The following is a 24,532-nucleotide window of genomic DNA, read 5'->3' as shown; positions in this document are numbered from 1 at the left end:
GAAGAACTTTCGGGGCGCTCCGGTCCGGCCCGGGTTCGCGCTCCGGGTTCCCGTTCCGGCCAGCGCGGCTACCGTTGCCCGCGGGAGTAATGTTGTTCCATCATGACGAGTACGCTCCGCACCTTGACAGTCCCCCTCGATGTTGATTCATCCTCCGGGGGGCTGCCGTCGTTTCTGGTCCGGGACGACGTCCTGTGCTGGTCCCGCCGAGAGAACGGACTGGTGGGCTTCGGCGAACTCGCGCGCTTCACCGCTTCCGGGCCCGATCGCTTTCTCGAGGCCGACATTTGGTGGCGCCACCTCGTCATCGAGGCCGACGTCACGGATCCCTTGGAGATCCCCGGCACCGGCCCTGTTGCATTTGGCTCCTTTGCCTTCTCCAAGACGTCCGATTTTGAATCCCGCTTGATCCTTCCGGAAATCGTTGTCGGGATCCGGGATGGGCAGTCCTGGCTCACCCAGTTGACGCTCGACGACGTCGAACTCACCGAGGCGGGCGCCCTTGCCGCCCTGGCGGGCTGGCTTAGCCCCGAGCCGGAGGAACGCGAGTCAGCGGCCGGTGAGCTTACGGCGGCCGGAGGCTCCGGCGTCGGGCACCCAACTAACTCGCAGTTGTTGTCGTTTAGAGGGCCCATAACGACAACAAGTGCGAGCCAGTTGGGGGACGGGAAGGTCACGCTGGAGAGCGGCTCGCTGAGCGAAACCGCGTGGAAGCAGGCCGTGGCCGACGGCGTCGCGGAAATCCGGACCGGAAAGCTCGAGAAGCTGGTCCTGGCGCGCGACGTCGTAGCGACGCTGCCCGACGGCGTCAACGCCGCCAAAGTGCTGCAGCAGCTGGCCAGCCGTTACCGCGAATGCTGGACCTACGGCGTCGACGGCTTGGTGGGCGCGACGCCGGAAATGCTCATCCAGGTGGAGGGCCGCACAGCACAGGCGCGGGTCCTGGCCGGGACGCTGGACCGTCGCGACGCCGAGGGCGTGGACGGCTCCCCCTTGGAATACGCCGAACGCGTGCTGGCCGGCTCGGAGAAACAACGGCACGAGCACGAGATCGCCATCCAATCGCTGACCACCCAGCTCGCGCCCTTCTCCGAGGCCATGAACGCCCACAGCGAACCGTTCATCCTGGAACTGCCCAATGTGTGGCACCTGGCATCGGATGTGAAGGCCGAGCTCGCCGATATAGAGGGACATGTCCCTACGTGTTTGGCCCTGATCAACGCGCTCCACCCCACGGCCGCCGTGTGTGGCACACCTACTTTGGTTGCCGGGGAACTGATCCGGGAGCTTGAGCACATGGATCGGGGGCCATACGCCGGACCGGTCGGGTGGCTCGACGCCGCGGGGAACGGTGAGTGGGGCATCGCACTGCGCGGCGCGATCATCGAGAGTCCTACGACGGTGCGCCTCTACGCGGGCTGCGGGATCGTGGAAGGCTCCGTTCCCGACGCCGAACTGGCCGAGACCTGGGCAAAATTCCGGCCGATGCTCGAGTCGCTGGGGATCAGCAACTAAGCCCCAAACCCACAGATTCCGATCGAAACCTACCCTCCCAACTGTCTGGGGTGCGAGACAATAGCCACGTTGGGGGTCTTGATTTTTTACTTGGTAGGTTATCCAATAGTAAAACTTAGTTTTCTGTGACGCACATCTCATGTTCGGCGCTACACTATGAACCGATTAGTTTCGCATCCACTGCAACAAAAGGTAAGAAAATGCAGAAATTCCGTTCGCTTCCGGTCAGTTCGACGCTCAAGGCTGCAACCATCATCGCAATCGGCGCCTTGGCACTGACTGCCTGCACCAACGCCTCAGAGGCGGGCCCGTCGAGTGCCGCCTCGCCTTCTGGCAGTGCCAATGCAAGCTTTGACCCCAGCACCATCACCAAGGACGACACCCTCGCTGCAATGGTCCCCGCGGCCATCAAGTCCAAGGGCACGCTGACCGTCGGCTCGGACACGACCTACGCTCCTGCGGAATTCCTCGGAACCGACGGCCAGACCCCGGTAGGTTACGACGTCGACATCGCCAAGGCGATCGGTGCAACCCTTGGCCTGAAGGTCCAGGTGCAGACCGCCGAATTCACGGGCATCCTTCCCGCCCTCGGCCCCAAGTACGATCTGGGCATCTCGTCGTTCACCATCAACCCCGAGCGTCTCGGCGCCGTTAATATGGTCAGCTACTTCAACGCCGGTACCGCTTGGGCCGTGCAGAAGGGCAACCCGAAGAAGTTCTCCCTGGATGACGTCTGCGGCAAGTCCATCGGCGTGCAGACCGGCACCGTCCAGGAAGACCCGGACCTCTCCGGCCGCAACAAGAAGTGCGCAGCTGACGGCAAGCAGCCGATCAACATCGTGACTCTGAAGAACCAGACCGACGTCACCACCCGGCTCGTCAATGGCAGCATCGACGCCATGGCAGCCGACTCCCCCATCATCGGTTACGCCCTGACCCAGACCAACGGCCAGCTTGAGAGGCTCGGCGACGTTTACGACGCCGCTCCCCAGGGCATCGCCGTTGCCAAGTCGGACACTGCCCTCGCCGATGTCATCCAGAAGACGCTGACCAAGCTCATGTCTGACGGTTCCTACAAGAAGATCCTCACCGGCTGGGGCAACGCCGAAGGCGCCATCACCAAGTCCGAGGTCAACCCGGCGGTCAAGTCTTGAGTATTCCCGCCACCGATAACAAATCAGGTGCACAGATGGATCATCATCAACCAGGCCACGCAGCGCCCGTGCTGAACGATGCGGTGCCGGTCAGGCACCCCGGCCGCTGGATCAGCGCCATCGTCATCGTTGGCGTACTAGCGCTGATGGTGCAGAGCGTGATCACGAACCACAACTTCCGTTGGGACGTTGTGGGCACCTACATCCTGGACGTAAAGGTGGTCCAGGGCGTTGGCTGGACGTTGCTCCTGACTGTCGCTTCGATGGCCATTGCGATTGTCCTGGCCATCCTGCTTGCCGTGATGCGCCAGTCGGACAACCCGGTTCTTCGCTACACAAGCTGGGTCTGGGTGTGGTTCTTCCGCGGCACCCCGGTCTACACCCAGTTGGTCTTCTGGGGCCTGATCGCCGTCCTCTATCCAAAGATCAGCGCCGGAGTGCCATTCGGCCCGGAATTGTTCAGCGTGGACACGAGCACAGTCATTACGGCTCTTGTTGCGGCGATCCTAGGCCTGGGCCTCAACGAATCGGCCTACTTGGCCGAGATCTTCCGCGCCGGCCTGAAGTCCGTGGACAAGGGCCAGACGGAAGCCGCCGAAGCCCTGGGCATGGGCAAGGGCAAGATCATGTGGCGGATCATCCTGCCGCAGGCCATGCGCATCATCGTCCCGCCCACCGGCAATGAAACCATCGGCATGCTGAAGACCACCTCCCTGGTTTTGGCAGTCCCGTTCACCTTGGACCTGACCTTCGCGACCAACGCCTTGGCCAACCGGATCTACCTTCCCGTGCCGCTACTGATCGTCGCAGCCATCTGGTACCTGGTCATTACCAGTCTTCTCATGGTCGGCCAGCATTACATCGAGGCCTACTACGGCAAAGGCGTTGACACCAACCTCGCGCCGGCGGTCATCAACCCGGCGGCTGCCAAAGCTGCCGCGGCGGTGGCGCCAAGCGCAGAAGCAGAGCCGTCCTTGAAGATGGACTTCCCGGAGGATGAGGCAAAATGACGATCACCACCCAGAAACCGCTGGTGCGGATCGAAGGCCTCCACAAGTACTTCGGCCCCCACCATGTGCTTCGCGGCATCGACCTGACGGTCAACCAGGGCGAAGTGTCCGTTGTCATCGGCCCGTCAGGTTCGGGCAAGTCCACGATGCTCCGCTGCGTGAACCTGCTGGAAACCATCAGCGCCGGCCGCATCTCCGTGGGCGACCAACTGATCGGCTACCGCGAAGTCAACGGGCGCCTCCACGACCTGAAGGTCAGGGAAATCGCCGCGCAGCGCCGGGAAATCGGCATGGTATTCCAACGCTTCAACCTGTTCCCGCACAAGACCGCCCTGTACAACGTCATGGAAGCGCCCGTGCAGGTCAAGGGCAAATCCAAGAGCGACGCCAAGAAGGCCGCCCTCGAATTGTTGGACCGGGTGGGCCTGGCCGACCGCGCCAACCACTACCCGGCCCAGCTTTCCGGCGGCCAGCAGCAACGCGTCGCGATCGCCCGGGCCCTGGCCATGGAACCGGAGCTGATGCTCTTCGACGAGCCCACCTCCGCACTTGACCCCGAACTCGTGGGCGATGTGCTCAACGTGATGAAGGATCTGGCCAAGTCCGGCATGACCATGATCGTGGTGACCCACGAGATCGGCTTTGCCCGCGAAGTCGGCGACCGCCTGACCTTCATGGACGGAGGTGTGGTGGTGGAATCCGGTGACCCCCGCGAAATCATCGCCAACCCGCAGCACGCCCGCACGAAGGAATTCCTCAGCCGGGTGCTGTAGTTCCTGCTGCACCTGCGACGCGCAAATGCCCTGACGCGGCTGGAAATCCAGCCTCGTCAGGGCATTTCCGCGTCGCCAGCCAGATTGCGCGTCGCGAGCCAGTTTGCGCGTCGCGAGGCGACACCTACGCCCCGAGCAGCACCTGGGACACTGCCGCGGCCACTGCGACCTTGATGCGCGCGTGCAGCGGACGCAAGTCGGAACGGTCCGTGCGTACCTCGACAATGCTGCGCCCCTTCAAAGGCGAGGCAAGCACGGTGGCGAGCTCCGCCGTCGTACGCACCAAAGTGTGCCCGACGCCGTATGCCGCGGCCAGCGCTGAAATGTCCACGCTGTGCGGGGTGCCGAAGAGGCGCTCGACGGCGGTGCCGTAGCCGCCGTCGTCCTCCACCTTGCCGTGCTCAAGGAGGCCGAAAATGCCCCCGCCGGCGTCGTTGAGGACCACGATGCGCAAGTCCGGCCCGGGTTCGCCGGCTCCGAGGAACAGGCCGCCGGCGTCGTGCAGGAAGGTGACGTCGCCCAGGAGGAGGGTGGTTTCGCGGCCAGCGCCGAGGGCGATTCCCGTTGCCGTGGAGATGGTGCCGTCAATGCCGGCGAGGCCGCGGTTCGCGAATACTGTGACGAGGGGCTCGGGGCCTGGCTGTCCGGCGAGGTCTACGTCGCGGATGCCGTTGGAGGAACCGAGGACCAGCTGCCCGCGTGCATGTTTCCAAACCGTGGCCCCTACGGCGGGTCCGTTGGCTGCAGGCTCGGCCTCAAGGACGCCGTCGAGCGCGTGTTGGGCCGCGGCTCCGGCCAGGAGCCAGGCGTCGAGCCACTCATCCGAGCCACGGCCCGCAAAACCGGCCAGTTCAGTCAAAGACTCGAAGCGTTCCTCGCGACGCCGGCCGTGCTCGTACCAGGCCACCGGAACGGGCTCGTACATGGCGGCGGGGAGGTCGTTGCGGGCCAGCAGGGCGGCGACGGGCCTGGACAGCGTTGGCCGTCCGAAAACCATCACCCGCTCGATCGGCAGCGCAGACCCAGGCCCGAAGTTGTCCAGCATGAGGCGATACGGCCCGACGGCGTTGGGACCGAAACGCGCGTTGGAGGAGGGCTCGGCCAGCAGCGGAAGCCCGTGGGCGCGGGCGAACGCCTCGGCGACCGGACCGGCGTCGTGCCCCGCCAAAACCACCGTCCGCCGTTGCGTCAGTCCGGCAGAAGCGGGGGGCATGCTCAGTGGTTGGGGGCCCGAGTCGAAGTGGAAAACTCCGTGGCCCTTGGTGGCGGGCAGCGCCTCGCCCGGCTCCGGAACCAGCGGCTCGCGGAACGCCAGGTTGAGCTGCACCGGCCCGGGAGGCGTGTCCTCGAGGGCGCCGGTTGCCGCATAGATGGCAGTCTCGACGGCCCTCTTCGGGTTGCTGCCCGCGGCAATATCGACGGCGAAGCGAACGTGTTCGCCGAAGAGGTCCAGTTGGATGGTGGTTTGGTTGGCGCCGGTCCCGTGTAGTTCGGCAGGGCGATCAGCCGAAAGGACCACTAGCGGCACGGCGGCGTGGTTGGCCTCCATGACCGCAGGCAAAAGATTCCCGACGGCGGTGCCCGAGGTGGTCAGAACCGCCGCCGGGGCGCCCGTCGACAACGCCAAGCCGAGGGCCGTGAAACCGGCAGAGCGTTCGTCGATCCGGACCAGGAGCCGGACGTTCCCGGCCGCTTCGGCCTCGGCCAGCGCGTACGCCATGGGTGCCGAGCGCGAACCGGGAGAGACCACCACGTGCCGCACACCGCCGTCGAGCAGCGCCTTAACAGCGATCCGGGCAGCGGCGAGGGAGCTCAGGGAGCCTTGCGAAGTCACCGCACCAGTCTATTAGCGGCGCCTCCCTCCAAACGCTCGCTCGCCTATGGGGCCAAAATCCCAAACGCTCGCTCACCCATGGGGACATAGGTGAGCGAGCGTTCCCCGAAAGACCCACATACGTGAGCGAGCGTCGGGAAAGGGGCGTCGGCCAAGGGAAAGGAAAGGGGAGGCAGGGAGCAGCCTTAGCCGTCCTTGCGGAACACCTGCACGATCGAAGGTCGCGGGGCGCGGACCTGGCCGGCGGCCGGGGCGGCTCCGGCTCCCACGTAATCCGGGAAGAAGGAGTGCGGGGCGTCGAACGTCCCTTCCTCGCCCGGGTGCTGCACTGCAACGAATACTGTCCGCTCGTCGTCGTGCACGATCGGTCCGCACGTCTCGGCGTCGCGCGGCACGGCGAGGAACTGCTCAACCTTGCCGCGGTCGCTGCCGTCCAGCGTGACCTTGAAGAGGCCGTCCGCATACCCGATCGACGACGGCGCGCCATCCGTGGCGATCCACATGTTGCCTGCGGAGTCGAAGGCCACGTTGTCTGGGCAGGAAATGGGCGAGACCTTGTCGGCCGGGAAGCCGGAGAAGTAGGTGGAGGAGTTCTTGGCCGGGTCTCCACAAACCATCAGGAGCGTCCAATTGAAGCGCGTGGACGCCTGGTCGCCGGTTTCGGTGATTTCAACGATGTGGCCGTCCCGGTTGAGGGTGCGCGGGTTGACCTCGGTGGCGCCTTCCTTGCCGGGCTTGCCGCGGTCCGAGTTGTTGGTGCAGACCACGTAGACCTTGCCGGTTGCCAGGTTCGGCTCGACGTCTTCGCAGCGGTCCATCTTCGTGGGGCCGACCTTGTCCGCGGCGATGCGGGTGTAGACCAAGACCTCGGGGACGGACATGCCCGGAACTGCGGAGGCGCCGTCGACCACCAAAGGAAGCCACTCGCCGGAACCGTCGAACGCGCCGTCGGACGGAAGCGCACCGTTGCCGGTGATCTCCGACGCCGGTGAGTCACCCGTGAACTTGGCCACGTAGAGGTCGCCTTCGGAGAGAAGGTTCATGTTGTTCCGGCGGGCCGCGGCCGAGTCGCCGGGCATGTACTTGCCCTTGGAGACGAACTTGTAGAGGTAGTCGAAGCGCTCGTCGTCGCCCATGTACGCCACCACGTGGCCCGAGGCGGCAACAATCACGTTGGCGCCCTCGTGCTTGAAGCGGCCCATCGCGGAGTGCTTCTTGGGTGTGGAGGAGGGGTCGAACGGATCGACTTCCACGATCCAGCCGAAGCGGTTGGTTTCGTTGGAGTAACCGGCGTTGTTGGTGTTGAAACGCGGCTCATCCAGTTCCCATTTGCGGGCCGTGGGCTTGTTCGAGAGGCCGTAGCGCTTGTCGCCCGCCGAGGTGCCGGGAGCCACGAAGTACCCGTTGAAGTTTTCCTCGCCGGAGAGAATGGTTCCCCACGGGGTGGTCCCGCCCGAGCAGTTTCCCAAGGTGCCCTTGATCTTCCGGCCTGAGGGGTCGTCGATGGTCTTGACCAAGTCCGTGCCAGCGGCGGGGCCGGTGAGCTCATAGGTGGTGTCGGTCAGGAAGCGGCGGTTGAGCGGCGCACCCTTGACGTAGTTCCACGGCTTGTTCTTGTTCTTGCGCTCGAGTTCAACAACCGTGAGCCCGTGTGCGGACCGCCCGATCGCACGCGCCTCCGCGGCCGCCAAATCTGCCGGGAACATGATGTTCTCGTTGGTGTACTCGTGGTTGGTGAAGAGCACGGCACGGCGGTCCTTGGAATCCGCGATGGGCATGATGTCCGTGTAGTCGTTGTTGTAGCCGAACTGGCGGGCCTGCGCCGCTGCGGTCTGGCTGTTCAGCTCGAAGGCCGGCGAGTCGGCAAAGAGCGGATCGCCCCAACGGATGATCGGCTGCCACGCGAAACCATCCGGCACCGTGAAGGCATCAACGGTGTAGTCGACCGGCTTGATCGGCGCGAACTTGAGCTTGGCCTTGTCGAAGCCCGTCTTTGCGGCCTCGGACAGGCCAACACCGCCGGCTTCGGGAAGGTTGCCAGACAGGCTTCCACCGAGTACGACGGCGAGCGCACCCACGGCGCCGAAGCCCAGGGCGGCGCGGCGGGACACGGCTGCGGAAGCGATGTCGCGGAAGTAGGCGTTGGAGCTCGTGTTGCACACCTCGCCCGAGCAGGCGTTGTCGCACTTCAGGGCGCACGTGACGGGACTGCGCTTGCCCTTCGTATGGCCGAGCATGGGGAGCAAGTCAAACTTGCGCTTGGTTGATTCAGACATGGGAATACCTCCGGGGATTGAGTGATCTCCCCACCCTTACAGCGCTAACGGAATCCGAGAGGACGCTCCGGTAAAGTTCCGGTGAATTCCCAGACTTTTCCCAGCAATCTATGCATCAAGGAGTGCGTGCACCCTGCGGAGCCGGTCCAGCCACCAATCGCGACGCTCGGCGGGAGCCGCATACCGCTCCAGCAGTCCCTCGTCGGCGACGGCTTCGCGGACGCGGATGGCGCCGTCGTCGGGCACTAACGGATCCTTCGTGATGTCCGAGGCGAACAGCCGCACCGTCCCCAGCCCGCACGCGAACGGCAGCTCCGGCAGCGCGGCGGCGAGCGCGAGCCCCGCGCGGATCCCCACCGAGGTGTCCAGCGCCGAGCTCACGACGGCGGGAAGCCCGGCTTGCGCCACGATGTCCAGCGCGCGCCGCACTCCCCCAAGCGGCGCCACCTTGACAACGATCAGGTCAGCCGCGCCCGCGCGCGCCACCTTGAGGGGGTCGTCCTCCTTGCGCACGGATTCGTCGGCGGCGATGAGCACGGGCGTTCCCTGCTGCGCGAGCAGCCGGCGGACTTCGGCGAGGCCCTCGATGTGCGGCACCGGCTGCTCGGCGTACTCGAGCCCGACGGCGGAGAGCCGCCCGAGCGCCTCAACCGCCTGCGGCACGTCCCAGCCCGCGTTCGCATCCACACGGATCGCGGCCTCCGGCAGGGCGTCCCTGACGGCGGTGACACGCGCGACGTCGTCGGCCAGTTCCTGACCGCGCTCGGCGACCTTGACCTTGACGGCGTCCACGCGACCGAAGCGTTCCAGGACTTCGGGCACCCGGGCGGCAGGCACGGCGGGGACGGTCGCGTTGACGGGAATGGTGTCCCTTAGCTGCCGCGGAAAACCCTGCCATGCGGCTTCGACGGCGGCGGCGAGCCAGCGGGAAGCCTCGGCGTCGCCGTACTCGGGGAAGGGACAAAATTCGCCCCACCCGGCCGGTCCGCGGAACAGGAGGGTCTCGCGCTCTGTGATGCCCCGGAACTTGACCCGCATCGGCAGGCTGACCACTTTCGCGGTGGCAAGGAGCTCGTCGAGGGTGGGGAATGGAGGCATGGTTTCACTGTAGCGTGGGGCGCGGTTAGGCCGGGGTGCCCGGCGGCGTGGCCGGGTCAGCTGGCGGCGTGGCCGGGTCAGCTGGCGCCGTGGCCGGGTCAGCTGGCGCCGTGGCCGGCCCGGTGGGCTGCTTTGCGCCGGGAGCGCCCGGCAATTGATCGCCGGCATGGTCAACGATCGCGTTGACATAGCTGCTGAGCTCCTGGATGACAGCATCGGTGGGCTGCGCGTCCGGCAGCGGGTGGACCCCCGTGACGAACAGGCTTCCGCTCATGGTGACCATGCGCAGCACATGGATCGGCGCTCCGGAGCCCGTGATGCTGGTGACGTATGTGAACGACTTCGACCCGTGAAGGTCCATACTCAACCGTTTCAGGGACGAGTGCACCTGTTGGTTCCCCGAACTGATAGTCACCTCGGGGCAATATCCAAGAGCCCGACCGATGCTGTACATGCCCTGCCAGAAATAGCCGGAATCGTCGGACGAAGCCATGATGACGGACATGTTCTCCTGGGGCCCCAGCACCGCGGCCGCCGTCGGGATTCTGTAGTCGACCAGTTCTCCTGCTTTCAGGAGGTCCCGGCATCCAGCGGGATCGGTGGTCATGTCGGCGGGCCCGACTGCCATCGAATCCTGCAAGTCCTGAATCGCTGCCTCACCAATGGGTGTTGACATCACGCCGTCGGGAGCACGGAGGCTGCCGAGCAACGCCTGCAGCTCCTGCGACGAACGGACCCGCGTTTGGATACCACTGCTTGCGGTGGGTGTTGCGGATGGCTTGGTCGCAGGGGCGGAGGGCGTCCCTCCATGGGCCAACGGTCTGGCGGCAGTCACATCGAACACGCAGGCGTTGAGACTCAACGCCATTGCCGCCGCCAGCACGATCGTAGCCATTCGGCGCGAAGAAAAGATCGGACCCACCCCCATAGATCAGAACACCGGTTCTACCCGGCACGCCCAACGATACCTCTTTGCGTTCAGGTCGAAGGGCGTATATCTGAGCGAGGGTTTGTCTCGAAGGGCGTATATCTGAGCGAGCGTTCGGCCGACCACACACAGGGCCCCACCGACGCTCGCTCACCTTTGGGGTGTTTTCCAGCGACGCTCGCTCACATGATGTGAGCGAGGGTCCGGGCTTTTGGCCCCATAGGTGAGCGAGCGTCGGGCTGGAGGCTGGGGAACGCGGGGAACGGGGACCGGAACCGGCCCTCACACGCGTTAGGTAGAATGCAGCAAGAAACGGAACCACAGCCGGAGGAGCCCGCATGCAGCGCAAGGCCACAGCACTCGACGTCGCCAAACGGGCGGGCGTCTCGCGGAGTGCGGTGTCGCTGGTGCTCAACGGCCGTGGCGACGGCAACGTGGCCAAGGAAAGCCAGGACCGTATCCGCCAGGCAGCAGCGGATCTCAACTACTCCCCCAACCCCATCGCGCTGAGCCTGCGAAACCAACGAACGCGCGTGATCGGCATCGTGTCGGACGAGGTGGTGGTGAGCCCGTTCGACGGCAACATCATCGGTGGCGCCGACGACGTCGCCCGCGCCCACGGATTTGTCACCGTGGTGATGGACACCGAGCGCGACGCCTCCCGTGACGAGAGCGCCGTCGAGACCCTGTTGGACCGGCAAGTGGACGGGCTGATGTATGTCACGGTCGGCTTGAAGCCGCTCGACGTGCCCCAGGGCATGTTGCGGATCCCCTCCGTGCTCGCCAATTGCTACGACAGCAGCCCCGCCCCACGGCTGCACCACGTGATCCCGGACGAGGTTTCCGGCGGCCGGGAAGCCACCGAGCACCTCTTACAGCTGGGCCATCGCGATATCGCATTCCTCGCCGGCGCCGCCACCTCCCCGGCTGTGCCCCTGCGCATCGCGGGGCATCGGGAGGCAATGGCCAAGGCCGCCATCCCCGTTCGCGAAGACCGCGTATTCATGGCCGGTTGGGACATCAACGACGGTTTCCATGGCGCTATGGGGCTGCTCTCCGCCACCGAGCGGCCGACGGCGATTGTGTGCGCCAACGATCGACTCGCCATCGGCGTCGCCCTGGCTGCGGCGCGGCTGGGCCTTTCCGTACCGCGCGACCTCTCGATCATGGGTTACGACGACGAGTCCCGCATCGCGGCCACCATGGTCCCCGCGCTCACCACCATGGCGCTTCCGCTTCGGGAAATGGGCGCGGCCGCGATGAGCATGTTGCTCGAGCAGATCGAGGACCCGGCCAAGCGGTCGACATCGGACGGCAGCGGCCATCTGGAAACCATGGTTCCCTGCCGTTTGGTGGTCCGTGAGTCCACCGGGCCTGTACCCACTCTCTAGATCCGACCACTTTTGGCCGGGCCGTCGTCCGAGAACCCGCGGAAATACGGGGATCCCGGACTGCAGCACCGGCCAAAAGTGGTCAAATGTGGGGAAACTACGACGGCGGCCTGCCGCCTATTCCGGCAGCTTCAGTTCCCAGACGTCTGCGGCCGCACCTTCGGGAAGCTCAAGGCTCCACGTTTCCCCGGCGGCTGGGTAGGCACGGAGTGTCGTGGCGACGGAACCTGTCCGATACACCTCCACCAAGGAAGCATCCACGAAGATGCGGAGTTCCTCGCCCTCGGACGACGGCCCTGCAAACACAACTTGCCGTTCCGCGCCGGAGGCCAGGACCAGCCGAACCTCACCGGCTCCAGCAACAGTCCCAGCCGTCACAACTGCCTCGGCAAAAGGCGGCAAGTCAACGGCCCCGGAAGCCCCGGCCGCGAGGACAGGACCCCGGTACGCGTCCACCTCAGGCGCAGGAGCAACCACCAATGCACCATCCTCAACCGAGAGGAAGCGCGGGTGGGTTAACACGCCTGCCCAGCCTGCGGCGTCGATCTCGTCTTGCGAACGGCCACGCCGGCCATCACGGCCCGGGCCTTCGTTGGCCCATCCCCACAACAGGGCGCGCGGCTCCGGCGTCGCACCAGACGACGGCGTCGCCACAGACGTCGACCGCGCCCCTGACGACGACGCAGTATCCAGCTGAACGATCTGCGGGGCGTAGAAGTCCCGGCCAAGGTCGGACCTGCCCCCGGAACGCGGGACGAACACCGGCAGCCCGGTGGACGGGTCCTCAACAAGCGAGCCGATCAGGTGGCCCACTCCGTTGGCGTGCTCATGGTCGTCACCGGAGAGCCAAAGGGAAAACATCATGACCCAGGTGTCGGCCCCGTCGGAAGGAACCCCGCCGGGACCCACCCCGTCGGAAGGAACCTGAACCAGTTGCGGGCACTCCCAGATCTCAGCCGGAGTATGCGCAGCTGCCACAGGGTTCTCGGTGGTCAGCCAAATACCTTGGTACTTCCAGTCGGACATCTCCTCCACCGTGTACAGCAGCAGGGCAGCATGTCCATTGGCCAGCCCGGCGCCCTGCATGGCGTAGCGCTTGCCGTTGAAGTGGAAGATGAAGGGGTCGCGCACGGCCGTGACCAAGCCGTCGTCGGGCATGGAAGCGGCGATATGGCCATCCTGTTCCCAGCTCACCAGGTCCGTTGAGCCCCGGGAAATCACCACTTGCGAGTGCCCACCGTCGCCCCGCACGCCCGAGTACGCAGCGGTGGGGACACCGCCGTCGTCGGTCACCACACCGGTCCAGCAGCCGAACTCATCCGGCCCGCCGTCCTGCGGGCGCAGCGCGACCGGGTGCTCATCCCAGTGGACCAGGTCCGGGGAGCTGACGTGGCCCCACTGGATCCGGTGGTGCCGGGCCGATTCCGGGTTGAACTGGAAGAACACGTGGTAGCGGCCGTTGATGTGGCTGATGCCGTTGGGGTCGTTGATCCAGCCTTGCGCCGGCCGGGGGTGGAAGCGTGGGAAAGCCGGGTCCGGGTGGGTGGCCGCCGCGGCGAGTGCAGGGGCGGTGGATATGAGGTCCGTCATCGAAGTCCTTTCAGGAAGTAGAGGCTATTTGCCGGTGCCGGCGGTGAGTCCGTCACGCAAGGCGCGCTGGCCGAACATGAACACCACCAGGGCGGGAATCATGGAGAGGATCACGCCTGCCAACACCACGGAGATGCTGCCCGTGCCCAGGTTGCCCTGTAGCGACACCAGGCCCAGCGGGAGGGTGAAGTTCTGCTCGGAGATGGTCAGGATGAGCGGGCGGAAGAACTCGTTCCAGTGGTAGTTGAATGCCAGGATGCCGACGATCGCCATGCCCGGCATCGCCAGCGGCGCATACACGGAACGGAACGTGCGCCACGGCGAGGCGCCGTCGATCGCGGCGGCCTCGCCCAAATCATTTGGCAGCCCCAGGAAGTACTGGCGCATCAGGAAGGTGCCGAACGCCGTCGGGATCGCCGGAAGGATCAGCGCGAGGAGCGTGTCGGACAAACCGATACCGCGGATCAGCATGAAGACCGGAACGATCGTCACCTGCGCCGGGACCATCATGGTGGCCAGCACAATCGAGAACAGCGCCCCGCGGCCCCGGAACTTGAGGTTCGCGAACGCGTAGCCGGCCAGCGCCGCCGTGAACATCTGCCCGACGGCGATCAGTCCCGTGACGAGGGCGCTGTTGAGGACCAGAAGCATGATGTTGAGCTGCTTGAAGACCTGGTCGTACGACGAGAAATCGGGGTTGAGCGGAAGGAACGACGGCGGCAGCTGGAACGATTCCGCCGGTGGCCGCAGCGAGGTGGACAGGGTCCACAGCACCGGGCCGAGGATGAAGACGGACGCGATCAGGAGCAGCACGATTCGTCCGGCCATGCTCCAGTTCCGCTTCTTGCGGGGCGCGGGCCGCTGGGGAGCCAAGCGATCGACGTCGGCGCGCTGGGTTGAGGTTGTAGTCATGGCGGGCCTTACTGGTAGAAGACGAATCGTTTGCTGAGCCGGAACTGGGCGGCGGTGATGGCCATGATGATCAGCGTGAGGATGACGCCGATCGCCGAGGCTTGGCCGAACTCGAGGCGCTGGAACGCGGACTCGAAGATCACCATCACCGCGGTGCGCGTGGAGTCGCCTGGGCCGCCGCGGGTGAGGACGTAGGGCTGGTCGAACACTTGCAGGGCGTTGATGATCGCCATGACGGATGCCACTAGCGTGGTGGGGCTCAAGAGGGGCAGTGTCACGTGGAGGTGTTTACGCCAGCCCGTGGCGCCATCGATCGACGCCGCCTCGTACGTTTCGGTGGGGATCGACGCCAGCCCGCCGATGAACAACAGGAACGAGAACCCGAAATTCTGCCATACGTACACGAGGATCACGACGGCGGCAGAACCGGCCGGCGTCGTCAGCCACGGGACGGCGGGGATGCCGACGAAGGACAAAAGCCAGTTGACCACGCCGAATTGTTCGTTGAACAGGTAACGCATGAAGATGGACACCGACGCGGCGGACAGGATCAGCGGGAAGAAGAAGGCGCTGCGGAAGAAGACGCGAAGCCAGGCCGGGAGCTTCTCCTGCACCATGATGGCCAGCGCCAAGGCGAGGCCGAGCTGCAATGCCACGGCGACCACTACGAACATGATCGTGTTCAGGAACGAGACACGCACGGTGGGGTCCTGGACCACTTCGGCGAAGTTGTCGAACCCGACGAAGCTTGGCGCCGAAATGATGTCCCAGCGGAAGAACGCGAGGACCACGGAAGCGACGATCGGCACGAGTGTGAACAGCCCCATGCCAAGGATGGTGGGAGCCAGGAACGCCCAGGGCAGCCAGCGCTGACGCTGCCTTCCGAATGATTCGCTCCCCGTTCCGCCGCCGTTCCGGCGTTTGGACCCCGCGCCGTTTCGGCGTTTGGTGGACATGCCCGTTGTTGCCGTGCTCATGCCTGCCTCCTCAAGGCAATCTCAAGGTCGCGCTGCATGGAGGCGAGGGCTTGCTTGAGCTGGTTCTCGTCACCGCTGACGGCCAGGGATACGTTTTTCATCAATGCGGTCTCGACGGCGGCCTGCTGGGGTGGTGCCGGGATGGGACCTGTGGTGGGGAATTTGTCGAGGGTGTCGTAGAAGACTTTCCAGTGTTTCGGCCCGCGTCCTGCGTACAGCTGCTCGTTGACCATGGAGCGGCGCGCCGGGGTGGTGTTCGGCGTCGGGAAGACCAGGCGCATTGCCTCCAGGCTGGAAGCGAACTTGAGCCACTCCCAGGCAGCATCCTTGTCCTTGGCGGTCTTCATGATGGCGTAGCCGGCGGTGCCGAACTGGTGCCGCTGGGTGCGCCAGCGCGGGAAGAACTGGACGTCGAAGTCGTCCTCCTTCATTCCGGCTTCGTGGAGGCCCTCCACCCAATATCCGCCCGCCGGTGTCATGCCGATCCTGTTGGAGGCGAACAGCCCGACGAGTGAATTTCCGCCGCCTTCTTCGGGACGGACACCGAGACCATCCTTGACGAGGCCGCGGAGGTAGTCGAAGGATTCGTAAACCCGGGGGTCGTCGGCATTGGGCTCAAGCCACTGGTAGCCGCCCGAACGCAATCCGCGGGAAGGATCCTGGGCATAGAAGCTGTCCCAGAGCCATTCGCCGCCCGTGGACTTGGATTCCTTGAGGAAGCTGGTGTCGTTGGCATAGAGCCAGGGCACCACACCGCCGAAGAGCCTGTTGGTCCAGTAGTACGGGGTGAAGTCCTGCGGCCTCGCTTTCCGCATCGCTGCCAGGTTGTTCCGGAAGTCCACCTGGGTCCAGTTGTCTGCAGGACGTTCAAGTCCGGCTTGCTGCAATGCCGAGGTGTTGTAGTACATGTTGGCGGCGTTCCAGTCGATGGGAAGCTGGAACAGGCTGCCCTTGTACATAAACGCTTCCACGAGGCTCGGGTGGACGTCTGCGAAGTACTCCTTCATGTCCGCGGCGTCGCGGCGAAGGTACTCGTCCAAGGGGTGCGCCAGCTTCTCGGCGAAGAGCTGGGCACCTTCGGTGGCCACGTAGACCACATCCGGTGGCGTTCCGGCTGCCACCATGGTGAGGATCTTGGTGAAGAAGTCCTTCCAGTCCGCGGCCTGGATGGCCTGGACCTTCACCTTGATTTCCGGGTGCACCTTCGCGAACGCATCAATGACCCGCTGGCGGGCGGCTGCGTCCGCTGCGGTTCCCAAGATGGCGATGCTGAGACTGTTGTCGCCGCGGCCCGGGATGTCCATGCCGGTCAACCGCGGCCACGACGCCACTGTTGCTCCGACAATTCCCGCACCCAAGGCACCAAGGGCTGTCCTGCGTGAGATCTCCCGCAGCTTCCCATTGCTTCCTGGCATGTCTATTCCTTCCTAACACGTGTTAGGTAGCGTAAATCCATCACCTAACACGTGTCAAGCGTCACATTCGTGTTACGCGCCCCTCACCCCTCCCCGACGCCCGCTCACCCTTCCCGATGCCCGCTCACCTTTATGGCCTTTTGGTCCGACGCTCGCTCACGTATGTGGCCCAAACGGCAAACCCTCGCTCACGTATCGCCCCCAAACCCCTGGGCCCACCCCGACACCCGAGCGAGCGTCCACCCAAAACCCGCCATACCCGAGCGAGCGTCCACCCAAAACCCGCCATACCCGCAGGAGGGTTCACTTCCGAAGACGCGGCGAATACGCTGAAGCAAGCTGCCCCATTCCCCCGTCCCTTAGCTTGGAGCCCATTAATGACAGGTTGGAATGCCGAGAACCTCGCAGGTTCGGCCGGCGCAGGTGCCGTGACATTGTTGGCAGGAACATCGTTTTGCGTCTCTGCGGCCAACGGCGACATGGACCAACTGCGACCGCACGGGATGTTCTTCCGTGACACGCGTTTCGTTTCGAGCTGGGTGCTCGCGGTGAACGGCCACCCCATCGAAGCCCTGGGTTCTCCTATCCCGGAGCCGTTCCGCGCTGATTTTGTCGGCCGCGCGGCACGCACCGACGGCTTGGCAGACAGCCATCTGTTGATTGAACGCAGGCGGAGCTTGTTCGGCGGAGTCCGCGAAGATATCACGGTCAGGAATTTCTCCAACAAGCCCACCCACGCCACGGTTTCCCTCACGGTCAGCACGGACTTTGCCGACATTTTCGAGGTCAAGGAGGGCCGGGCACGCCACGAGAGCGTGCATTTGACTCGGGATAGCAACGGCTCGTTGGTCCTGGAGTCCCACAGGCAAGGGCGGCACGTCCTGGTCACCGTTGACGCCCCGAATGGCGCGGTTGACGGAGATGTCATCAGCTATGAAATCACCTTGGAACCCCAAGGCCATTGGTCCACAGGCGTGACAGCTACCCCCCGCATCGACGGGGTTGGTCCCGAGGCGGATGCCCAGGTTTGGGGGAACCAACGCCCCGCCGATATCCCCGAAGAGAGGCTGCAGGAGTGGCACGGCAAGGTTCCCACAACGGAACTTTCCAACAAGGCCTTCGAAAAAGCGTTGGCCCAGAGCAGGGCGGACCTCGGCTCCCTCAGGATCTTCGACCCTGACCATCCTGGGCGGACAGTGGTGGCTGCAGGTTCACCTTGGTTCATGGCCCTTTTCGGCCGGGACTCGCTCCTGACCTCGTTCATGACCCTTCCACTGGACCCATCGCTGGCGCTCGGAACGCTGAAAACCCTGGCTGACCATCAAGGCCGAACCGTCAACCCGCTCAGCGAGGAGGAGCCGGGCCGGATCCTGCATGAGGTGCGTCTCGGTGCCACCACGGGCCTCGCGCTTGGCGGCGGCAGTGCCTACTACGGCTCGGTGGACGCCACGCCGTTGTTCGTCACCCTCGCCGGGGAGCTCACCCGTTGGGGATTCCATTCCGAGGTCTCGGAGTCTCTTCTGCCCGCGGTGGACCGGGCCCTGGACTGGATCCGCGACTACGGAGACGCCGACGGCGACGGCTTCGTTGAGTATTCGCGGGCCACGGACCATGGTCTCCTCAATCAAGGCTGGAAGGATTCCGGGGACGGCATCAACTTCGCCGACGGCACCCTGGCAGAGCCGCCGATCGCTTTGTGCGAAGTCCAGGGCTATGTGTACACCGCCTATCTCAGCAGGGCCTTGATGGCCCAGGAGGACGGCGACCTGAAGCTGGCAGCAGTGTGGGGCACGCGGGCGGCCGAACTCAAGCGAAAATTCAACGAGCAATTCTGGCTTCCCGAACGCGGCTATTTCGCGATCGCCCTGGACCGCGACAAGCGGCCGGTAGACGCCTGCGCGTCCAATATGGGCCATTGCCTGTGGAGTGGAATCGTCGACGACGACAAGGCTCCGTTGGTCGCGGAGCGGCTCATGTCGGACACCATGTTCACGGGCTGGGGTGTCCGGACCTTGGCTTCGGACATGGCGGCCTACAATCCGGCGAGCTACCACAACGGTTCGGTGTGGCCACATGACAATGCCCTCATTGCCGGCGGATTGATGCGCTACGGCTTCATTGAGGAGTCGCAACGCCTTGTGACGGGCCTCCTCGATGCGGCCGAAGCGTTCGGTGGGCGGCTCCCGGAGTTGTTCTGCGGACTGGACAGGAAGACCTATGGGACGCCCGTCCCATACCCTTCGTCATGTTCGCCGCAAGCGTGGGCCGCTGCCACACCGGTGCATCTGCTCCGAGTCCTTCTCCGTTTCGATCCATGCCTCACCCACGGCGGCCTCTGGCTGGCACCCGTAGTCCCTGAAGGCTTCGGTGAGATCAAAATGCGGAACATCCCGCTGGCCGGCTCCCGGATCTCCGTTGAGCTAACCAATGGACAAACACGGGTCACGGACCTGCCCGAGAATGTCGCGCTTCACCTCGAAGCCCGCAAGCCGCTTTCCGATCTCTTGGATGTCCATCCCGTCACCGCCGGACCGCAGCGGGGGCACTAGGTGCGCATCGGCCTCGTTGCCCCGCCTTGGCTTCCGGTCCCGCCGCCCGCATACGGCGGCACCGAGTCGATCATCGATATCCTGGCTCGCGGCCTGGTTGCCGCGGGCCACGATGTGCTTCTTGCGGCTGCGTCCGGAAGCACATGTCCAGTGGCCAAAGTCCCCGGCCCACCGCTTGCCGACGGCTCGAGGATAGGGAACGGGACGGACGAACTCCGCCACAGTGTGTACGCATTCGCGGCCATGAAAGACGTCGACCTCATCCACGACAACACCCTGGCTGGGCCGCTGTACCGGCATCGGCCGAAAGGAACGCCCATCGTCGCAACGGCGCACCTTCCGTTTTCAGAAGAAAACCATGACATCTACCAGGCCATGGCCATAGACACAGCGATCATTGCCATCTCGCATCATCAAGCGGACACTGCCCCAGGAATCAAGATACGGAAGGTCATCCACCACGGGATAGACACGCAATCCGTCCCGCTCGGAGCCGGCGACGGCGGCTATGCCAGCTTCCTCGGCCGGATGCATCCCGGCAAGGGCCTGCCGGAGGCGATAGAGACGGCCCGCCTGGCCCAGGTACCGCTGCGGATTGCCGCCAAGATGTACAGCGCGGAAGAGCATGAGTACTACGGCGCGGTCATCGCACCGCTGCTTGGGCCCGACGTCGAATACCTCGGCGAGCTGAACGCTGCGGACAAGTTCGCCCTCCTGGGCGGGTCGGTGGCCCTGCTGAATCCGCTCCAGTGGGATGAACCTTTCGGGATGGCCATGATCGAGTCCCTCGCCGCGGGGACACCGGTGGTGGCAACATTCCGGGGATCCGCCCCGGAGATCGTTTCCGAGGGCGTCACGGGCTACCTCCGTTCCAGTCCCCCGGAGCTGGCCGAGGCGGTCGTTGCCGCCGCCTCGCTGGATCGCGGCGAGTGCCGCCGCGCCGCGGAAAACTACTTCAGCGCCGAGAGGATGGTTGCCGAACACTTGGCGCTCTATGAGGAACTCCTCGCAGAGCAAAAGTGATCCTCCCAGCCAGATATGACACCCTGAAAGCAATGAGTTTTCCTAAGACGGGCCGGCTGCCGGCCACACGTGGGACCGCCACCGGGCGCCGGGCGGGCGCCGGGATGGGCTTCCTTTTTGTGCTCGCAACCCTGGCATGCATGGCCGCATTCGTTGCCACGTACTATTTTTTCGTACGCACCACAACGGGACAGTACATCGACGAATCCGCCCTGGTGGAAGCCGCGACCATCAACGGTCCCACCGAGCGGGCAACAACCCAGTTCCTCGATTGGTTGCCGGTCATCTCGGTGGCGATCGCCGCCGTCGTCGTTCTTTTCGTCACGATAATGCGCCGCCGCTGGAAGTCCGCCGGGATCGCGCTGGCCGCTTGTGTCGCGGCGAACCTGGCCACCCAGCTCCTCAAGGACTGGTTTCCGAACAGGCCGTTCCGCGGCGTCCAAACCATCGAACTGAACTCGCTCCCCTCCGGACACACCACGCTGGCGGCGTCTGCGGCTGCCGCGGTCTTCCTGGTGGTGTCTCCGCGTTGGCGGCCTTTGGCGGGGTTCCTCGGTGGCTCTTTCGCGGTGGCGGCAGGGGTTTCCACGCTGATCAACCAGTGGCACCGGCCCGCCGACGTCGTCGCCGCGTTCCTCGTGGTGGGAGCGGTCATGCTACCGGCCGGCTGGTTGGTGCTGCGCACGGGGAAGCGCTGGAACGTCCAGGACGGCCGTGGTGGGCACTGGGCGTCGTCGCGTTTGTGGCTTTTGCTGTCGGCGCTGGCGGGCGTGGCCGCTGCGGCGGTTTCGGTGTATTCGCTGATCAAACTTGCGCCCGGTTTCGGTCACGAAAGCAGCACCACCAACTATTTCTGGGCCGGTGTCTCCCTGATTGTCATCACCGGTTACCTGGCGACGGTCGCTGCCACCTGGCTTTTCGACTTGAGTGCCCGACGGCGGCAGTCGCCTTAGCGCCGAGCGCTGGCCGCCGCCGTGGTTTCCTAATCAACCGCACCAGCTGGGGAGAAATCCAGGAACGCTTTTCAGGACGGTGCCTGATTTCAAATCGACGAGGTCGGTCCGGATGGGGGTCGGCTCGGGGCGGACGGGGTATTGGTCGCCCGTGTATTGGGGTGCCGCTGTTTCGATGGCGAGGTAGTCGCTGGCCGGGGAAATGCAGGTGTCCAGGATGCGCGACCATGCGGCGGCAGGCCGGTAGAGCTGGCGCGAGCCGTTCTTGTCGGTGAGGTTGACGACGGAGGTTTCCTGTCCGGCGTCGTACTTTCTCACTACCTGCGCGTACTGGCCGGAGGCATCGAGGACCATGGGCTGGCTCGCGGTGGTGGTGACCCCGTTCACGGCATCGGGAACGAAAGCGCCCGCGAGCGTGAGCGGCGTGGATGTCCCGGTGGTGAGGTTGATGGTCGAATAGCGTGGCGGGTCTATGCCCTTTTTTAGCCCTGCGTCGGCGACGGCGAGTTCGTTGGTGCCAGGAACGAATCCGAGGATCCCGGCATGCGCGCCCAGGGGCGATACTTTGCCCGTTTCCAGCGCGTCAATGAGGAACATGGACTGGTCGTCGGTCTGCGCCACCAAGGTGGCCGCATCCGGGACAAAGCGCCAGTCCGCGGCCGAGACCGGACCGTTGATTCCCTGGACGGCCCGCGGAGCCGAAGACGGATTGTCGACGTCGTACACGAAGAGTGCTTTCCAGTACTGCTCAGTGCCCGAAGAAGCGGTGAAAGTGAAGCCTATGAGGTGCTTGGATCCTGCCGCATGGAGGTTTGCGACTGTCCCCAGGCTTGGCAACGGAACGAGCGTTGGCGGGCCGCCGGTGAGCGGGACGATCTCGAGGGAGCTGGTGTTGTCATCGTTGAGGGTGACGACGGCGAGCGCGGACGGAAGGGCGGCATACTCCTGGATGCGGGGGGCGCTGACAATGACCGTGCCCTGATCGTTGCCGGACAGGCTCGTGCCGAGGATGGTGTCCGGCTTCTTCAGCCCTTTGTTGTCTTTGCCGGTGTCCCTCCGCAGGCTGTACAGGCCGAAGGCCGCAGGTGTGGCAGAGCGGGCCAGGGCCGAGGTGGAGTTGGGGTGCGGCAGCTTCGAAAGGTTCGCTACCGTCAATCCGCCGGCAAGGAGGGCGAGGATCGCGATGGTGCCGTAGAGGCGGCGGGCGAAACGCCGTCCGGCCAGGAGCTCGGCCGCGGCGGCAATCGCTGCAGCCCGTTTGGCCGAGACGGGGCGGCGCTTAGTAGACATAGGGCTGCGCCGGCTGTGCGGTGGGGTTGATGGTGTGCGGTATCAGGACGATTGCCTCGCGACTGGCCGGGTTGGGGTTGGCGCGGAAGCTGCTGGTGAGCGTAACCCAGCTGTCGGTTTTGAATTCGTTTTGCCACCCGGGGTGATAGACGGGAACGCCAATCGGCTGGGCGTCGACAGCGCAGCAGGTCACCACAAAACGGGTCACGAAGAAAACGTTTGGATCTGTCTTGTCCGCACTGATGAACCCGGTCACCGTGGCAGTCTTGTCGGCAAAAAAGTCCTGCCCCGCGCCGGATCGAAGCAACGATGCCCAGTCCCTCACCGTAAAGGCGGAGTAGTCTCCCTTGCCTGGCAGCGCGGGTGCTTTGAGCGTGAGGGCGGACGCTGAGCCGTTGAGGTCCCGCTGTGCAACGGTTGCGGTGGTAAGGGTCGACGGCGGCAGGATGAGCAAGGCGACGACGGCGGCGACGATGGTCAGCACGCTTCCGAGCGGCCACAGCCAGCCCCATCGCGAACCGTGCCCGTCATTGCGGGCGTGGGCGTCGCCGTCGTGCTCGTGGCCGTCGCCGTCGTTGTGGCCGTGCTCGTCTTTTGCGGTGGGGGCCAGGGCGAAGGCCGCAAGGGCAAGCACGCCGGCGATCACGGCCATGATGACGGTGAACACGAAATACCGTGGATGGATATACAAGGCAAGCTGCCCTGTCAGGCCCAGCCAGATCGTCGCGATGAGGCCGATCAGGCTGAGGACCACGCCCTGCCACCGGCCCACGAGCCGCCTAATGACCATAGTTGACCGCCAATCCGAGGACCGCCGCGCAAAGCGCCACCAGCAGGCTGAGCTGAAGGAGGGTTTTCGCGGTGAACGTGGTGCGCATCAGGGCGAGCATTTTCACGTCGATCATGGGCCCGAAAACGAGGAAGGCAACGATGCCTCCCGGCATGAAGGTCGCGCCGAACGACAGGATAAAGAAGGCATCCACGTTTGAGCAGATCGCGACAACGAAGGCCAGCAGCATCAATGCCAGGACAGACCAGACGGGATTGCTGCCCAGGGCGACCAGCACTTCGCGGGATACGGCAACCTGGATCAGCCCCGCCATGCCTGCGCCAATAAACAAGGCAGGCATCATGGCGCGCGTCTCCTGCGAGAACATCTGCACGCTGCGCCTTACTTTGCCGGCAGCACCGCCGTCGTGGTCTGCCACGTTGCACGTTTCCTGGAACCGGGCGGTCAGCAGCTCCCCGGGCCGCGGATGCCGGCTGTAGATCCAGCCGACCAGATTCGCGATGAAGAAGCCGCCCAGGACACGGGACACCAGGATGCCGTTGTTCCAGCCAAAAGCCTGTGCCGTGGTGACGATGGTGACGGGGTTCAGGATGGGCGCCGCGAACAGGAAAGTCATCGATTCCGCAACCGTAAGGCCCTTGACCACCAGGCCCCGGGCCAGTGGAACATTCCCGCATTCGCAGACCGGCAGCAACATTCCCAGAAGCGACAGGACCAGCCTCCGCAGCACCGGGCTCCGCGGCAGGCGACGAAGCAGCATGCCCTCCGGCAGCCAGACCTGGACGGCGATCGAGAGGACAATCCCTAGGAAAACGAAGGGCAAGGACTCGACGACGACGCTGATGGACAGCGTGGCAAAGTCTCGGGCGGCGTTGGGAAGCCCAAGAGTCTCCGGCGTGGACGGCGCCAGGACCCGCACGACCGCGAACAAAGCAACGATCGCGAGGCCGATGGCGAGGCCGGCAGCAGACTTCGACGTGAAAGCACGGGCCGGGCTTCTGTGCCCGTGTTCCGGCTGTTTACGTTTGTCGACTGCAGGCAGCGTCACGGGCAC

19 protein-coding genes are annotated in these 24,532 nt (G+C 64.9%); 8 read left to right on the top strand and 11 right to left on the bottom strand.

Features of this window, described 5'->3' with window-relative positions:
* The first annotated feature begins 102 nt into the window (after positions 1–102).
* The 4 genes from QRN52_RS20300 to QRN52_RS20285 all read left to right on the top strand — a co-directional run bounded on the left by QRN52_RS20300 (position 103) and on the right by QRN52_RS20285 (position 4,452).
* Complete coding sequence (locus tag QRN52_RS20300) at positions 103–1,515, top strand: isochorismate synthase (protein WP_284755350.1); 1,413 nt, start codon at positions 103–105, stop codon at positions 1,513–1,515.
* Between the two features lie 200 nt (positions 1,516–1,715).
* On the top strand, positions 1,716–2,669 hold the full coding sequence (locus tag QRN52_RS20295; protein ID WP_284755349.1) for an ABC transporter substrate-binding protein: 954 nt from the start codon (positions 1,716–1,718) through the stop codon (positions 2,667–2,669).
* 35 nt (positions 2,670–2,704) lie between these two features.
* Positions 2,705–3,679, top strand: a complete 975-nt coding sequence (locus tag QRN52_RS20290; protein WP_284755347.1) for an amino acid ABC transporter permease — start codon at positions 2,705–2,707, stop codon at positions 3,677–3,679.
* Positions 3,676–4,452 carry an amino acid ABC transporter ATP-binding protein gene (locus QRN52_RS20285; RefSeq protein WP_284755345.1) on the top strand — a complete coding sequence of 259 codons (777 nt, stop codon included), beginning with the start codon at positions 3,676–3,678 and terminating at the stop codon, positions 4,450–4,452. Before QRN52_RS20290 ends, QRN52_RS20285 begins: the two co-directional genes overlap by 4 nt.
* 124 nt (positions 4,453–4,576) lie before the next feature.
* On the opposite strand, the gene menD is transcribed toward QRN52_RS20285, so the two are convergent.
* The 4 genes from menD to QRN52_RS20265 form a co-directional block, all read right to left on the bottom strand.
* Positions 4,577–6,286 carry a 2-succinyl-5-enolpyruvyl-6-hydroxy-3-cyclohexene-1-carboxylic-acid synthase gene (gene menD, locus QRN52_RS20280; protein WP_284755343.1) on the bottom strand — a complete coding sequence of 570 codons (1,710 nt, stop codon included), beginning with the start codon at positions 6,284–6,286 and terminating at the stop codon, positions 4,577–4,579.
* A 185-nt stretch (positions 6,287–6,471) separates the two neighbouring features.
* Entirely contained in the window at positions 6,472–8,562 is a 2,091-nt protein-coding gene (locus tag QRN52_RS20275; protein ID WP_284755342.1) for a PhoX family protein, read from the bottom strand.
* Between the two features lie 108 nt (positions 8,563–8,670).
* The gene (locus QRN52_RS20270; RefSeq protein WP_284755341.1) at positions 8,671–9,660 is read right to left on the bottom strand and encodes an o-succinylbenzoate synthase; all 990 of its coding nucleotides are present in this window, start codon (positions 9,658–9,660) and stop codon (positions 8,671–8,673) included.
* Positions 9,661–9,685: 25 nt separating this feature from the next.
* Positions 9,686–10,555 carry a hypothetical protein gene (locus QRN52_RS20265; protein WP_284755339.1) on the bottom strand — a complete coding sequence of 290 codons (870 nt, stop codon included), beginning with the start codon at positions 10,553–10,555 and terminating at the stop codon, positions 9,686–9,688.
* A 371-nt stretch (positions 10,556–10,926) separates the two neighbouring features.
* Between QRN52_RS20265 and QRN52_RS20260 the strand changes: the two genes are divergently transcribed.
* On the top strand, positions 10,927–11,979 hold the full coding sequence (locus tag QRN52_RS20260; protein WP_284755336.1) for a LacI family DNA-binding transcriptional regulator: 1,053 nt from the start codon (positions 10,927–10,929) through the stop codon (positions 11,977–11,979).
* Positions 11,980–12,096: 117 nt separating this feature from the next.
* Here the strand turns inward: QRN52_RS20260 and QRN52_RS20255 are convergent, their stop codons facing one another.
* From QRN52_RS20255 to QRN52_RS20240, 4 genes are all read right to left on the bottom strand, one after another.
* Positions 12,097–13,569: a glycoside hydrolase family 32 protein gene (locus QRN52_RS20255; protein ID WP_284755335.1), complete on the bottom strand. Its 1,473-nt coding sequence runs from the start codon at positions 13,567–13,569 to the stop codon at positions 12,097–12,099.
* Positions 13,570–13,593: 24 nt separating this feature from the next.
* A complete protein-coding gene (locus QRN52_RS20250; RefSeq protein WP_284755372.1) occupies positions 13,594–14,397 on the bottom strand; it encodes a carbohydrate ABC transporter permease in 804 nt (267 codons plus the stop codon).
* Positions 14,398–14,489: 92 nt separating this feature from the next.
* The gene (locus tag QRN52_RS20245) at positions 14,490–15,458 is read right to left on the bottom strand and encodes a carbohydrate ABC transporter permease (protein ID WP_284755334.1); all 969 of its coding nucleotides are present in this window, start codon (positions 15,456–15,458) and stop codon (positions 14,490–14,492) included.
* Positions 15,455–16,873, bottom strand: a complete 1,419-nt coding sequence (locus tag QRN52_RS20240) for an extracellular solute-binding protein (protein WP_284755333.1) — start codon at positions 16,871–16,873, stop codon at positions 15,455–15,457. Before QRN52_RS20240 ends, QRN52_RS20245 begins: the two co-directional genes overlap by 4 nt.
* 377 nt (positions 16,874–17,250) lie before the next feature.
* Between QRN52_RS20240 and QRN52_RS20235 the strand changes: the two genes are divergently transcribed.
* The 3 genes from QRN52_RS20235 to QRN52_RS20225 are packed head-to-tail and all read left to right on the top strand — an operon-like array spanning position 17,251 to position 21,398.
* Entirely contained in the window at positions 17,251–19,422 is a 2,172-nt protein-coding gene (locus QRN52_RS20235; RefSeq protein WP_284755332.1) for an amylo-alpha-1,6-glucosidase, read from the top strand.
* Entirely contained in the window at positions 19,423–20,445 is a 1,023-nt protein-coding gene (locus QRN52_RS20230) for a glycosyltransferase (protein WP_284755331.1), read from the top strand.
* A gap of 32 nt (positions 20,446–20,477) precedes the next feature.
* A complete protein-coding gene (locus QRN52_RS20225; protein ID WP_284755328.1) occupies positions 20,478–21,398 on the top strand; it encodes a phosphatase PAP2 family protein in 921 nt (306 codons plus the stop codon).
* Between the two features lie 33 nt (positions 21,399–21,431).
* Here QRN52_RS20225 and QRN52_RS20220 read toward each other — a convergent pair whose 3' ends face one another.
* The 3 genes from QRN52_RS20220 to QRN52_RS20210 are packed head-to-tail and all read right to left on the bottom strand — an operon-like array spanning position 21,432 to position 24,520.
* On the bottom strand, positions 21,432–22,688 hold the full coding sequence (locus tag QRN52_RS20220; RefSeq protein WP_284755326.1) for a hypothetical protein: 1,257 nt from the start codon (positions 22,686–22,688) through the stop codon (positions 21,432–21,434).
* Positions 22,678–23,478 (bottom strand): TIGR03943 family putative permease subunit, encoded by an 801-nt coding sequence (locus QRN52_RS20215; protein WP_284755324.1) that lies wholly within the window; start codon positions 23,476–23,478, stop codon positions 22,678–22,680. The genes QRN52_RS20220 and QRN52_RS20215 overlap by 11 nt, the downstream gene beginning before the upstream one ends.
* Positions 23,468–24,520, bottom strand: coding sequence for a permease (locus tag QRN52_RS20210; protein WP_390278945.1), 1,053 nt, complete (start codon positions 24,518–24,520; stop codon positions 23,468–23,470). Before QRN52_RS20210 ends, QRN52_RS20215 begins: the two co-directional genes overlap by 11 nt.
* Positions 24,521–24,532 lie beyond the last annotated feature (12 nt).

The organism is Arthrobacter sp. efr-133-R2A-120 (assembly GCF_030209835.1).
Lineage (GTDB): Bacteria > Actinomycetota > Actinomycetes > Actinomycetales > Micrococcaceae > Arthrobacter.
The sequence above is the reverse complement of the archived record's forward strand: the minus strand, read 5'-3'. Positions and strand labels throughout refer to the sequence as shown.